The following is a 12316-nucleotide window of genomic DNA, read 5'->3' on the forward strand; positions in this document are numbered from 1 at the left end:
GCGCCCGGCAACCAGTCGCAGCTTTGGCGCGGTTCGACGCGCCACCTCTTGTCAATCATATAGGTTGAGTTATTTCGGGCGTTACGGGACGTATGCCGAGTCGACCGAAATCGAGCCGATCGACCGAAGGAGAGCGCTTATGGCCAGCCTGGCCCAGATTCCCGATATTTTTGACGCCGCACGGTCGCTGGGCGTTGCGATCCTGCCCTCGACGCCGACAATCGGCGCCGAGATCGGCGGGCTCGATCTCGACCGCCCGCTCTCGTCGGCCGAAGGCGAATTGCTGCGCGCGGCCTGGCTGCGCTTCAAGGTCGTCTTCTTCCGCGATCAGGACATCAGCCACGAAAGCCACGTCCGGCTCGGCCGCTTCTTCGGCGAACTTGAGGGGCATCCGGTGATTCCGTCGGTCGAGGGCTATCCCGAGATTCTGCGCATCGAAGGGGTGGAAGGCGTTCAGTTGACGGCCGAGACGCTCGCGCCGTTTCAGGCCTACAACAAATGGCACACCGACGTGACCTTTCGCGAGCGACCCTCGATCACCTCGATCCTGCGCGCACGACACCTGCCGCCGCTCGGCGGCGACACGATGTGGGCCGACGCCGCGGCCGCCTATGCCGGGCTGCCGCAGGTGGTGAAGGACCGCATCGAGGGGCTGGAGGCCGAGCATGATATCGTCCGCAGCTTCGGCGGCCGCGTGACCGAGGAAAAGAAGGCGCAGCTCGCGCGCGACTTCCCGCCGGTTCGCCATCCGGTGGTGCGCACGCATCCGGAGACGGGCGAGAAGATTCTGTACGTCAATTATACCTTCACGACAAAGATCGTCGGCCTGCCGGAGGAGGAGAGCGACACGCTGCTTCGCCTGCTGTTCGACCGGATCAAGGTTCCCGAATATCAGGTGCGCTTCCGCTGGACGCCGAACGCGATCGGCATCTGGGACAACCGGTCGACCCAGCACTATGCTGTCGGCGACTATTGGCCCGAATATCGCGCGCTCGAGCGCGTGACGGTGTCCGGCGACATCGTTACCCCGTGAGGATGATCGAGGCCCAGCTCCACTCGCCGCGCCCGCGGTTTCGCACCGCGACGCGCGTCGCGATAGTCGGCGCGGGCTTTTCGGGCACGATGCTCGCGCTGAATCTGCTCGAACAGGCCGATGTCGAAGTGCTGCTGATCGAACGCGACCGCCACCGCATGGGCGCGGGGGTCGCATACAGCAGCAGCGAAAGCGCGCACCTCCTGAATGTGCGGGCGGGCAATATGAGCGCCTTCGCCGACCGGCCCGATCATTTCTGCGACTGGCTGGCGACGCGCGGGCTGGGGTGCGAGGCCGCGTTCGTGACGCGTGCGACCTATGGCCGTTATCTGCGCGAGACGCTGGCGGGTGCGATGGAGAAGCACGGCCGACGGCTGAAGTTGGTCGACGACGAGGTGCTCGATATCGAGGAACGCGGCGGGCAGGTGACGCTTGGCCTCGTCAACGGCGGCTTGATCGAGGCCGATCGCGCTGTGCTCGCGATCGGCAATCTGCCGCCGCACGATCCGCCGGCAATCGCCGGCGCGCATCTGCCTTCGCACCGCTATATCGGCGACCCTTGGGCGAGTGCCTTCGAGGAAGGACTGCCGAAGGATGCGTCCGTGCTCGTCATCGGCACCGGGCTGACCGCGGTCGATGTGATCCTGCGTCTCGTCACCCACGGGCATGAAGGGCCGATCACTGCGCTCTCGCGGCGCGGTTTGCGACCGCATCGCCATATCGACGGTCTGCGGCCCAAGCCGGTGCTGGCAAAGCCCGCGCCGGAGCTTTCCGAACTCGTGGGCTGGGCCCGGGCGGAGGCACGCGGTCGCGACTGGCGGCTCGTCGTCGATTCGATCCGCCCGATCACGCAGATGATGTGGGCGTCGGCCGACGCCGGAAAGCGCGAACGCTTCCTGCGCCACCTGCGCCCCTTCTGGGATGTCCATCGCCACCGGCTGGCGCCCGAGGTCGCCGACCGGATCGATGCGCTCGTCGCCTCGGGACAATTGCATTTCCGCGCCGGCAAGATCGGCAATGTCGCGGTCGAGCCCGACGCGCTCGCCGTGTCATGGCTGCCGCGCGGCGAGCCGGACATGGTCGTCACGCGCGCGGCACGGATGATCAACTGCACCGGCCCTCAAGGTGACCTGCTGCGCTCGACCGATCCGCTGGTAAAGCGGATGCTTGGCGCGAAACGCATCCGGCCCGACGCGCTGCGCCTCGGGCTCGATATCGACCGCGACGGGCATGTCGTCGATGCGAAGGGTCAGCCGTCCGAACATATTCTCGCGATCGGGCCGATGACGCGCGGCGATCTGTGGGAGGTCGTCGCGGTGCCCGATATCCGCATCCAGGTGAGCGCGCTCGCGCGGCGTCTCGTCAACGCGCACTGGACGGGTGGCGAGGGGCTCTAGCTCCCGCACCCGCAAAATTTCCTTCCCCTGCATCTACCGGCGGGGCTGATGCCGTCTAGTCGGTGATCGGCCGCTGCGCCGGTCCCGGCGGCGGCTCCGCGCGCATCCTCGACCCGTCCCCCGTTTCGGGGCGACGATGCGCCTTGCCGGGAGTCGCCGCCTGTGGTTTCACCATGCCGTCCGGCATGAAGGGAGGAAGAACATGACCTATCTGCTTGCCGCGACTGCAGCGGCCACCGCAGCCCCGGCGACGGCGCCTGCCACCGCCGTGACCGTTCCGGTTGCCGCCGGCCAGTCGATCAGCCCCGCCGACGTCGCGGCCTATATCGATCCGCGCGACATCGCATCTTTCCTGCCGCCGCCGCCGCCGACTACCGAGCTGGTGGCGATCAGCGACAGCTTCTTCGGCCTGCTCGAAAATATCACGATGGTCGCGCTGTTCGTGATCGGTTTCTTCCTGCTCGCGCGGCTGCTTCATGCGTGGATGCTGCACCGCTCGATCCGCCGCGCGCTCGAGGCGAAGTCCGACGCCGCGCTGCCGCTGATCGACAAGCTCAACAAGCCCTACGAGCATCTGGGCGTCGGACCGCGCCAGGGCGATGCGCCCGGCGACGATCGCAACGGGCTGGTGCTGATCGCGATCGGGCTGGCGATGGCGGGCTTCGGCCTGATCCAGGGTCATGAGCAGCTGGTCCGCCTTTCGGCGGGTGCCGCACTCTTCCCGGCCTTCGTCGGCGCCGCCTTGCTCTATCGCCGGCGCCTTGCGCGCGCCGCGGCTGCCGGGGAGCGTGGCGCTGCGTGACCAGGAAGACCTGCTCCTCAACCAGCGCGTTGCCGGGGGAGACCGCGCCGCTTTCCAGCTCCTCGTGCTGCGGCACGAGGGGCGGCTGCGCGCCTTCCTGTCGCGCGTGGCGGGGAGCGAGGGTGACGATCTGGCACAGGAGGCCTTCGTCCGCGCCTGGCAACGCGCGGGCGACTATCGCGGACAGGGCAGCTATGCTGCCTGGCTCACCGGAATCGGCTGGCGGTTGTTCCTCGACCAGCGGCGCACTGCACGGCGGCGCGAAGCGCTGGCCGCGAACGAAGACGTTCCGAAATCGACCGATCCGCGTTCTGCGAGCGACGCCGCTCTCGACGCCGAACGCCTCCTCGCCGCACTCACGCCGCAGGAACGCGCGGCGCTCACGCTGTGCTTCGGTCATGGCTGGTCGCACGGCGAAGCGGCGGAGATCATGGGTGTCCCGCTCGGGACGCTCAAGTCACTCGTCTTGCGCGGGCGCGCAAAGGCGCAGAAGATGATCGGCGAAGGAGGCGAGACATGACGCAGTCCGACGACAATCTCGACGCGATGCTCGGCACGCTGCTTGCCCCAACCGTACGAGCGGGGGACCGCGCCTTCCTTGCCCGGGTCGAGCACCGGATCGATGCCGAGGCGGCGCTGGGGCGTGCCGAACGCCGCTTCTGGAAGAGCTTCGCCTTCGAGACGCTGGCGATCGGGGCGTTGCTCGCGGCGCTTTGGATGCTATCCTCGTCCGACCTGCTCGCGCCGCTCGCCGGATCGACGCAATGGGGCCTCGCACCCCCGCTTCTGCTGATCGTCGCACTGTGGTTTGCCGGAACGCAAAGGCATCGGCAAACCTAGACGACGGGCGAGTCTTCGCCGTCGATGCCCTGATATTTGAGCTGGAGATAGCGCTCGCGCGTCGCGAGTTTGTCGAGTTCGCCCGCAGCCAGGCTACGCGCCGCGTCCCCGATCTCGCGTTCGAGCATCGTCAGCCCTCCGACGAGTGTCTCATCGGGCGTGCGACCGGCGTGGGCTTCCTTGCGGAGCCCTTCCGGAATGCGCTGATAGCCGGCGACCAGTTCGGGCAGGTCCTCGCCGACGAGCTTACGAATATTGGATGCCGCGGGGCTCGATGCGTCGAGCGTCTGGAGCTGCGGCGCGAGCAGGTCGAGTTGCACACCGATGCCGTCGACGAGCTGGCGCGCGGGCGCGGGAAGCGCCGGGCGCTGGGCCTCGAGCCAGATTTCGGTGCGCCCTGCGAGTTGCTTCAAATCGGCCTTGGGCAGGTCGGCCTGGCGCGGCTCGGGAAAGGGCGAGCGGCCGAAGAGCACCGCGACGCCGATCAGCAGCACGAACAGCGCGAGCAGCCCGATGAAGCCGAGCGGCTTGATCAGCGCGCCGAACAGTGCGGCGCCGATCAGCACGATGCCGCCCGCGATCAGCATGCGGCCGAGCTTCTTGTAGAGATGCTGGCGGCGCAGCGCGATGCTCTTGGTGCCGATCGGACGCCGCCGCTCGCGCGATCGCTCGATCGCCGAGGCGGCCGACAGCCGGACCTTGTCGACTTCGCTCATGCTCATGCCTCAGCCTTCGAGCGCGGCGAGCGGGCTGTCGGCGCCGCCGACGCTCGCCTGCGCCTGGCTCGCACCCTCGGCGCGGGCGATATAGCCCTTCGACTTGGCGACCTCGCCCTCGAGCGAGGTGACGGTCGTCTTCATCGTGTCGAGCGCCTTCAGCTTGAAGGTATCGATCGCATCCATCGTGTCGTAGATATTCTGGAACGCGCGGCTCAGCGTCTCCATCGGGATCGTGCTCGATGCCGCCTGCTCATGAATGCGCGCGGTGTTGTCCTTCAGCATCTTCGACGTGCCGTCGATGATATTCGCGGTCGTGGTGTTGAGCGCGGTGATCTGTTCGAGCACCAGCTTCTGGTTCGTCATCGCCTGCGCGACGGTGATCGCGGTTTTGAGCGCGCCGACGGTGGTGGTCGAGGCGCGGTCGACGCCCTTCACCAGCTCGACATTATTCTTCTTGACGAGATCGAGTGCGAGATAGCCCTGCACGGTCACCGCCATTTGCGTCAGCAGGTCCTGCGTCCGCTGACGGGCATAGAAGAGCGCATTTTCGCGGATGATCTTCGCTTTCGCCGGATCGGTGCCGTCGAGTTCGGTCGCTTTTGCCTCGAGCCGGGCGTCGAGCGTATTCGAGATGTGGATCATCTGCTCGAGCTTGCCCATCGATTCCCACATCTTGCGGCGCTCGACGTCGATGGCGGCATTGTCCATCAGCAGCTCGTCCTTGCCGTTGGCAAGCGCGGTCAGGATGCCGCCGATATGCGTCTGGGCGCTGCGATACTGCGCGAAGTAATTGTTGATCTTGCTGCCGAAGACCTTGTCGAGGAAGCCGCGCTTGCTGAGCAGCTTGCCGTTCGCCGACGGGTCGAGTCGCTCGACGGTCGTGCGCAGTTCGATCAGGCTCTGGCCGATGTCGGTGTCGCGGTCCATCGCGCGGATCGGGCGGTCGAGGAAACGGTTCGAATGGCTCGCCGCCTCCAGCATCTCCTTGCGGCCCATATTGGTGATCTGATCGACCCGCTTGCCGAATTCGGGCGAATTCTCGTCCTGTGCAACCAGGTCGTCGATAAAGCTGTCGACGCGTTCCTCGAGCTTCGATTTCTGGTCGGTCGACAGCGGTACCAGCCCCGCGGCCTTTTCGGGGGCCACGATGGGGACGGGATCGGGCGGCGTCAGCGTCAGTCCTTCGGTAGCGGTGGCCGTCACGGTCTCTTCGCTCATTCCATTTCCTTCCAACCCCAATGCCGCTGCCTATATGGCACGCGACCCTGTATTATTCAAGCACTACACCCCTGCGCGGCGCGCAAGTCCCGGCGCGATCCATGCCGAGAGGATCAGCTGCGCCATATGATAGACGAGGATCGGGACCAGCACCATGCCGGCGGTCGCGGGCGGAAACAGCGTTGCGGCGAGCGGTGCGCCGACCGCGATGCTCTTTTGCGCGCCCGAAAAGAGCAGGGTGATCCGGTCGGGCCGCGCGAGCTTCAGCAGTCCGCCGAACACCCAGGCGCCGCCGAAGGATAGCGCCAGCAACATCGCGACCGCGGCGAAGACGATGCCGATCTCGCGCCCGTCGAGCAGGCCCCAGATGCCCGCGACGACCGCGGCCGAGAAAGCGACATAGACTGCGATCGCGATCGCGGTGCGATCCATCAAGGTCGCGAGGCCGCGGTTCGCGAGCACCCACGGACGAAGCCAGCGCTGGACGAGCTGGCCGGCGATAAAGGGCAGGAGCAGGATCGAGACGATGCGCAGCACCGCCTCGCCATGAATCTCGCCTTCGGCGCCCGCGAGCGCGGCGAACAGCAGCGGCGATGCGGCAACGCCGATGAGGTTGAGCAGCGCGGCCGCGACGACGCTCGCCGCGACATTGCCCCCCGCGAGGCTGCTCGCGGCGGTCGCCGATTGGACCGTCGACGGCAGGATTCCGAGAAACAGGAAGCCCAGGGCAAGCGTGGCAGGCAGGAACGGCACCGTCGCGAACTGCGCGCCGAGCCCCAGCAGCGCCATGACGCCGAAACAGAAAGCGAGCGCGCTGCCCTGCAGCTTCCAGTTGCGGATGCCGTGAAGCACCTCGTCGCGCGGCAACCGGACGCCGTTCAGGAAGAACAGAAAGATGATCGCTGCGGTCGAGACACCCTGGGCGATCGGCACCGCGGCGCCGCGGACGGGCAGCAGGCTCGCAAGCAGGATCGTTGCGAGCAGCACGGGAACGAAACGGTCGGGAAAGACGCGCGAAAACATGGCTGCGAGCGATGGCCGCGCGGCCTCCACTTGGCAAGGCCACGCGAGACGATAGAGAGACGCCATGGCCAATATCCTGATCCTCGCCGCCCTGCCCGAAGAGGGCGATGCGCTGTTTCCCGGCCGGGGCGAGCGTGGAGGCGGCTCGTTTGCGGCGCGTAGACTGACGACCGACGGGCATGCGCTCAGCATCGCGATCTGCGGGCTCGGCAAGGTCAACGCTGCGCTCTGTGCCGGAATGCTCGGCGGCGATACCGATATGCTGATGATGAGCGGCACCTGCGGATCGCTCGGCGCTGCACCCGGCGCATACTGGCTCGCCGAGGCGGTGCAGCATGATTATGGCGCCAACGAACCGGGGCTGTTCCGCCGCTACCGCGCGGGCGAATGGCCGATCGGCGAGGCGGGCGAGGCGCATTTTGCCGCGATGGCCGATCCCGGACTCGGGCTGCCGCACGCGCGGATCGCGAGCGGTGATAGCTTCGTTGCCTGCCCCCAGGCCGCGGCCGATCTTGCCGATACGCTCGGCGCGACTCTCGTCGACATGGAGGTCGCAGCCGTTGCGCAGGTTGCGACGCGACTGGGCAAGCCATGGGCGGCGATCAAGGCGGTCACCGACGAGGCGAACGGCGAAAGCGCGGGCGATTTCCACGCCAATCTGGTCCGCGCCGCGCGGCTGGCCGCGCAGGAAGTCGAACGGCTGGTCGCCGCGATCTGACCGTTCCGCATGCAGCCGGCTTGTGCTAGTCTCCTCGCCTGTTTCGGCCATGGGAGAGGTCGTTATGCGGTACAAATCTTCGCTTGCCCTTGTTGCTGCCTGCGCGGTGTTCGCCACGCCGCTGGCCTTTGCCGCAGGAAGCGGCGGTGGGGGCACCGGATCGATACCGAGCCAGAGTGCGCCGTCCTACGACCCCACGGTCGATTACAAGAAGGGTGCCGACGCCTTTGCTTCGGGCCAGTATGACGAGGCGGCGAAGGCCTTCAAAAAGGTCGTTTCGGCCGTTCCGAAAAACCCGCAGGCCAATTATCTGCTCGGCGCGAGCTTCATGGCGCAGGGCGATTTCGCCAAGGCGCTGAAGCCGCTCGAAGCCGCCGTGCGCTATGACGAAAAGATGGTCGACGCGCGCCGCGACCTCGGCATCACGCAGGCGAAACTCGGCAAGACCGAGAAGGCGACCGAGCAGTTGGGGGCGCTGAAGGCGATGCAGGAAGCGTGCGGCGGCATCTGCGCCAACAAGGACAAGATCGCCGACGGGATCGCGAAGATCGAGGCGGCGATTGCGGCGGGCCCGCAGGCACAGAGCGCGGTCGAGCCCGAGGTGCGGCTGGCGGCGGCGGGATCGCTCGACGCGACTTATGTTGCCGCGGTGTCGCTGATCAACGAGCATCGCTACGAGGCCGCAATCGCGAAGCTCGATGATGCGCTTTGGGCGGCGGGGCCGCATCCCGACGTGCTCACCTATCTCGGCTTCGCGAACCGCAAGCTGAAACGCTACGATGTCGCTGAAGCCTATTACCGGAGCGCGCTCGACATCGCGCCGACGCATCGCGGAGCGCTCGAATATTATGGCGAGCTGAAGCTTGAGCGCGGCGACGTCGCCGGCGCGCGGGCGAATCTCGCGAAGCTGGAGGGCATCTGCGGCTTCGGCTGTCACGAGGTCGACGAGCTGCGCCGCTGGATCGCGGAGGGGCGGTCATCCGTCAGCTGATCGCGCTCGCCGCGCTGATCCTCTGCCTCGGTGCGACGCGCGCCGGGCCACCGGCGTTCGAACAATTGCGCTGGACCGAGCCGGGCGCCGAATATGCGCTCTTGTTGGAGCAGCCATCGGCGTGTTTGGCGTCCGAAGATCCGCTCGTTAGCAGCGGCCGGGCGCTCTTCGGGACGCCTACGCTGCTTGGCGGCCAGGCCGCGAAGGCCGGGCTCAGCTGCGAAAGCTGCCACATCAACGGGCGCGGCAATCCGCATTTCCTTCTCTCGGGGGTTTCAGCGGGGCCCGGAACTGCCGACGTCACCAACAGCTTCTTCAGCGCGGCGCGCGGCAACGGACGTTTCGATCCGGTCGCGATCCCCGACCTTGCGGGGCCCGGCAAGGTTTCGCGGGATGCGCAGGCCAAGGCGCTCGAACCCTTCATCCGCAATCTGGTCGTGGAGGAATTCGGGGGCGAGGAGCCGACTCCTGCGGTGCTCGACGCGCTGGCGGCCTATGTCCGCGCGATCGGTCGCTGCGATCCTGACACGCAGCGCGGGCGAAACGTCGGCGACCAGTTGCGCTCTATCGACGATGCTATGACGGGTGCAGCGCTGATGACGGAGCGCGGCGACCGGGCGGGCGTGCGTCTGTCGATCGCAGCGATGCGGCACCAACTCGGCCTGATCGCAGAGCGTTATACCGAGCGTCGCGCCGATCTGCTCTCGGCCTCGCGTGCCTTGCAGATGATCGGCGAGCGCGACACGGCCGGCTTGCCCGTGCTCCTGCGCTGGAAGGACGATTTCGACAAAGGACTGGCGCAGGGGTTGCGCCGCGACGAGGGCCGGTCGTTATACGATAGGGCGCGTCTTCAACGGGCGCTTGCACGGCAATGAGGCGCTGGCTTTCCGTCGGCTTGCTGGCGCTGGCGCTGACTATCCTGCTGGCGACGCCGATCCGCCACAGCTTTCGCGTCACCGATGAAGATATGTTCGCGGGCTGGCGTGCCGGAAGGGCCGCGGGCGACGTTGCCGCCATCGAAGCCTATCTCGCGCGTGAAGGCGTCGGCGATGTCCTGCCGCTCGCCGACATATTGCGAAGCGACGCCCGCTGGCGGCGTTGTCCGAAGCTTCAACCCTTCGCGGTTCCGCCGCGATCGATGTGGCCCGCGATGGTGCCGACGCTGCGCTATATCCGCGACGAGGTGGTGCCCGCGGTGGGGCCGGTGCGCATCGTCTCGGGCTATCGCGACCCTGTCGCGAACAGCTGCTTCAGGGGCGCCAGGGCGAGCAAGCATCTCGATTTCGCAGCGCTCGACCTGATGCCCGAAGGCCAGCTCGATCGTGCCGGGCTGATCGCCAGGCTTTGCCCCCTTCATGCACGCTCCGGCGCTGCGAACCGCGTCGGGCTCGGCATTTATGTCGCGACGCGCTTTCATATCGACACCGCGGGGTTCCGGCGTTGGGGCGGGGATTATCACGCTGCCTCGTCGCCCTGCCCCTGATGCGGATTCGGCAACGGGCAATCATGTTGCGCCGCAGCACCACTTCTGTTAGGGGCGCGGCGTTTCGCGGCGCCTTGGGCGCTGCCCTCTCCATAAGGCCTATTTGAGCATGTCTCTGCGCAATATCGCCATCATCGCGCACGTCGATCATGGCAAGACCACCCTCGTCGACCAGCTGTTCCGCCAGTCGGGCACGTTCCGCGACAACCAGCGCGTCGAAGAACGCGCTATGGATTCGAACGACCTCGAAAAGGAGCGCGGGATCACGATCCTCGCGAAGTGCACCAGCGTCGAGTGGGGCGAAGGCGCCGATCAGACGCGCATCAACATCGTCGACACCCCGGGCCACGCCGACTTCGGCGGCGAGGTCGAGCGCATCCTGAGCATGGTCGACGGCGTCATCCTGCTCGTCGATGCCGCCGAAGGCCCGATGCCGCAGACCAAGTTCGTGACCGGCAAGGCGCTGGCGCTCGGCCTCAAGCCGATCGTCGTCGTCAACAAGATCGACCGCAGCGACGCGCGCGCCGCCGAAGTGCTCGACGAAGTGTTCGAACTCTTCCTCGCGCTCGAAGCCAATGACGAACAGCTCGACTTCCCGATCCTCTATGCCTCGGGCCGCGGCGGCTATGCCTCGGAAAGCCCCGACGCGCGCGAAGGCGACCTGACGCCGCTGTTCAAGACGATCGTGTCGCACGTCCCGACCCCGGGGCTCGACGAAGACGCGCCCTTCACCTTCCTCGCGACCCTGCTCGACCGCGACAATTTCATCGGCCGCATCCTGACCGGCCGCGTCCAGTCGGGCACGGTCAAGGTCAACCAGCCGATCCACGCGCTCGACATGGACGGCAAGGTCATCGAAACCGGCCGCGCGTCGAAGCTGCTGGCGTTCCGCGGGCTCGACCGCGTGCCCGTCGAGGAAGCGAAAGCGGGCGACATCGTCGCGATCGCGGGCCTGACCAACGCGACCGTCGCGAACACGATCGCCGACACGAGCGTCAGCGAGCCGATCGCCGCGCAGCCGATCGACCCGCCGACGCTGTCGATGCGCTTTGCCGTCAACGACAGCCCGATGGCGGGCCGCGAGGGCAGCAAGGTGACGAGCCGCATGATCCGCGACCGCCTGCTCCGCGAAGCCGAAACGAACGTCGCGATCCGCATCACCGAAAGCGCTGACAAGGACAGCTTCGACGTCGCGGGCCGCGGCGAGCTCCAGCTCGGCGTGCTCATCGAGACGATGCGCCGCGAAGGCTTCGAACTCGGCATCAGCCGCCCGAAGGTTCTCTATGGCGAGGACGACGCCGGCAAGCGCACCGAACCCTATGAAACCGTCGTCATCGACGTCGACGACGAACATAGCGGCACGGTCGTCGAGAAGATGCAGATCCGCAAGGCCGACCTCACCGACATGCGTCCGTCGGGCGGCGGCAAGACGCGCATCACCTTCAGCGGTCCGTCGCGCGGCCTGATCGGCTATCACGGCGAATTCCTGTCCGACACGCGCGGCACCGGGATCATGAACCGCCTGTTCGAGAAATATGGCCCGTACAAGGGCGTGATCGAGGGCCGCAAGAACGGCGTCCTCATCTCGAACGGCAATGGCGAAGCCGTCGCCTACGCCCTCGGCCCGCTCGAAGAGCGCGGCATCCTGTTCGTCTCGCCCGGCGAGGCGCTCTATGAGGGCATGATCATCGGCGAGAATGCGAAGCCCGACGACCTCGAAGTCAACCCGATGAAGTCGAAGCAGCTCACGAACTTCCGTTCGACGGGCAAGGACGACGCGATCCGCCTGACCCCGCCGCGCCGCATGACGCTGGAACAGGCGATCGCCTATATCGACGACGACGAGATGGTCGAAGTGACCCCGAAGAACATCCGCATCCGCAAGGCGCTTCTCGACCCGCACGAGCGGAAGAAGGCGTCGCGCAAGAAGGAAGCGGCATAAGACACGAACCGGCGGCCCCAGTGGCCGCCGGTTTTGCATTGGGCACCCTCTTCCCGTTCGTGTCGAGCCCTTCGACTGCCTGCAGGGCGGGCGCTCAGGATAAACTTCGACTTTCGGTCGAAGTCGAGACACGCCGAAGGCATGCGCTCC

13 protein-coding genes are annotated in these 12316 nt (G+C 66.8%); 10 read left to right on the top strand and 3 right to left on the bottom strand.

Annotation, left to right across the window (positions count from 1 at the left end; all coding sequences use genetic code 11):
* Window positions 1–139 precede the first annotated feature (139 nt).
* The 5 genes from L7H23_RS12625 (at window position 140) to L7H23_RS12645 (ending at window position 4072) form a co-directional block, all read left to right on the top strand.
* Complete coding sequence (locus L7H23_RS12625; protein WP_237836222.1) at window positions 140–1033, top strand: TauD/TfdA family dioxygenase; 894 nt, start codon at window positions 140–142, stop codon at window positions 1031–1033.
* Between the two features lie 2 nt (window positions 1034–1035).
* Window positions 1036–2430 (top strand): FAD/NAD(P)-binding protein, encoded by a 1395-nt coding sequence (locus L7H23_RS12630; RefSeq protein ID WP_237839241.1) that lies wholly within the window; start codon window positions 1036–1038, stop codon window positions 2428–2430.
* Window positions 2431–2632: 202 nt separating this feature from the next.
* On the top strand, window positions 2633–3232 hold the full coding sequence (locus tag L7H23_RS12635) for a hypothetical protein (RefSeq protein WP_237836223.1): 600 nt from the start codon (window positions 2633–2635) through the stop codon (window positions 3230–3232).
* On the top strand, window positions 3219–3752 hold the full coding sequence (locus tag L7H23_RS12640) for an RNA polymerase sigma factor (protein WP_237836224.1): 534 nt from the start codon (window positions 3219–3221) through the stop codon (window positions 3750–3752). The genes L7H23_RS12635 and L7H23_RS12640 overlap by 14 nt, the downstream gene beginning before the upstream one ends.
* Window positions 3749–4072: a hypothetical protein gene (locus L7H23_RS12645; protein ID WP_237836225.1), complete on the top strand. Its 324-nt coding sequence runs from the start codon at window positions 3749–3751 to the stop codon at window positions 4070–4072. The genes L7H23_RS12640 and L7H23_RS12645 overlap by 4 nt, the downstream gene beginning before the upstream one ends.
* Here the strand turns inward: L7H23_RS12645 and L7H23_RS12650 are convergent.
* From L7H23_RS12650 to L7H23_RS12660, 3 genes are all read right to left on the bottom strand, one after another.
* The gene (locus L7H23_RS12650) at window positions 4069–4794 is read right to left on the bottom strand and encodes a hypothetical protein (RefSeq protein WP_237836226.1); all 726 of its coding nucleotides are present in this window, start codon (window positions 4792–4794) and stop codon (window positions 4069–4071) included. The genes L7H23_RS12645 and L7H23_RS12650 overlap by 4 nt on opposite strands.
* Before the next feature lie 3 nt (window positions 4795–4797).
* Window positions 4798–6009 (bottom strand): toxic anion resistance protein, encoded by a 1212-nt coding sequence (locus L7H23_RS12655; RefSeq protein WP_237836227.1) that lies wholly within the window; start codon window positions 6007–6009, stop codon window positions 4798–4800.
* Window positions 6010–6072: 63 nt separating this feature from the next.
* Window positions 6073–7032 carry a bile acid:sodium symporter family protein gene (locus tag L7H23_RS12660; protein WP_237836228.1) on the bottom strand — a complete coding sequence of 320 codons (960 nt, stop codon included), beginning with the start codon at window positions 7030–7032 and terminating at the stop codon, window positions 6073–6075.
* Window positions 7033–7096: 64 nt separating this feature from the next.
* Between L7H23_RS12660 and L7H23_RS12665 the strand changes: the two genes are divergently transcribed.
* The 5 genes from L7H23_RS12665 to typA all read left to right on the top strand — a co-directional run bounded on the left by L7H23_RS12665 (window position 7097) and on the right by typA (window position 12166).
* Complete coding sequence (locus L7H23_RS12665) at window positions 7097–7750, top strand: 5'-methylthioadenosine/S-adenosylhomocysteine nucleosidase (protein WP_237836229.1); 654 nt, start codon at window positions 7097–7099, stop codon at window positions 7748–7750.
* A gap of 64 nt (window positions 7751–7814) precedes the next feature.
* Window positions 7815–8741: a tetratricopeptide repeat protein gene (locus L7H23_RS12670; protein ID WP_237836230.1), complete on the top strand. Its 927-nt coding sequence runs from the start codon at window positions 7815–7817 to the stop codon at window positions 8739–8741.
* Window positions 8742–8866: 125 nt separating this feature from the next.
* A complete protein-coding gene (locus L7H23_RS12675; protein ID WP_237836231.1) occupies window positions 8867–9616 on the top strand; it encodes a hypothetical protein in 750 nt (249 codons plus the stop codon).
* The gene (locus tag L7H23_RS12680; protein WP_237836232.1) at window positions 9613–10224 is read left to right on the top strand and encodes a D-Ala-D-Ala carboxypeptidase family metallohydrolase; all 612 of its coding nucleotides are present in this window, start codon (window positions 9613–9615) and stop codon (window positions 10222–10224) included. The genes L7H23_RS12675 and L7H23_RS12680 overlap by 4 nt, the downstream gene beginning before the upstream one ends.
* A gap of 109 nt (window positions 10225–10333) precedes the next feature.
* Window positions 10334–12166 carry a translational GTPase TypA gene (typA, locus tag L7H23_RS12685; protein WP_237836233.1) on the top strand — a complete coding sequence of 611 codons (1833 nt, stop codon included), beginning with the start codon at window positions 10334–10336 and terminating at the stop codon, window positions 12164–12166.
* Window positions 12167–12316 lie beyond the last annotated feature (150 nt).

Origin of the sequence: Sphingopyxis sp. BSN-002 (genome assembly GCF_022024275.1) — a bacterium.
Lineage (GTDB): Bacteria > Pseudomonadota > Alphaproteobacteria > Sphingomonadales > Sphingomonadaceae > Sphingopyxis.

Excerpts from the sequence above, each read along its gene's own strand:
- L7H23_RS12680 (WP_237836232.1), top strand. The coding sequence starts at position 9,613 with ATGAGGCGCTGGCTTTCCGTCGGCTTGCTGGCGCTGGCGCTGACTATC.
- L7H23_RS12665 (WP_237836229.1), top strand. The coding sequence starts at position 7,097 with ATGGCCAATATCCTGATCCTCGCCGCCCTGCCCGAAGAGGGCGATGCG.
- L7H23_RS12670 (WP_237836230.1), top strand. The coding sequence starts at position 7,815 with ATGCGGTACAAATCTTCGCTTGCCCTTGTTGCTGCCTGCGCGGTGTTC.
- typA (WP_237836233.1), top strand. The coding sequence starts at position 10,334 with ATGTCTCTGCGCAATATCGCCATCATCGCGCACGTCGATCATGGCAAG.
- L7H23_RS12660 (WP_237836228.1), bottom strand. The coding sequence starts at position 7,032 with ATGTTTTCGCGCGTCTTTCCCGACCGTTTCGTTCCCGTGCTGCTCGCA.
- L7H23_RS12625 (WP_237836222.1), top strand. The coding sequence starts at position 140 with ATGGCCAGCCTGGCCCAGATTCCCGATATTTTTGACGCCGCACGGTCG.
- L7H23_RS12645 (WP_237836225.1), top strand. The coding sequence starts at position 3,749 with ATGACGCAGTCCGACGACAATCTCGACGCGATGCTCGGCACGCTGCTT.
- L7H23_RS12635 (WP_237836223.1), top strand. The coding sequence starts at position 2,633 with ATGACCTATCTGCTTGCCGCGACTGCAGCGGCCACCGCAGCCCCGGCG.
- L7H23_RS12650 (WP_237836226.1), bottom strand. The coding sequence starts at position 4,794 with ATGAGCATGAGCGAAGTCGACAAGGTCCGGCTGTCGGCCGCCTCGGCG.
- L7H23_RS12630 (WP_237839241.1), top strand. The coding sequence starts at position 1,036 with ATGATCGAGGCCCAGCTCCACTCGCCGCGCCCGCGGTTTCGCACCGCG.
- L7H23_RS12655 (WP_237836227.1), bottom strand. The coding sequence starts at position 6,009 with ATGAGCGAAGAGACCGTGACGGCCACCGCTACCGAAGGACTGACGCTG.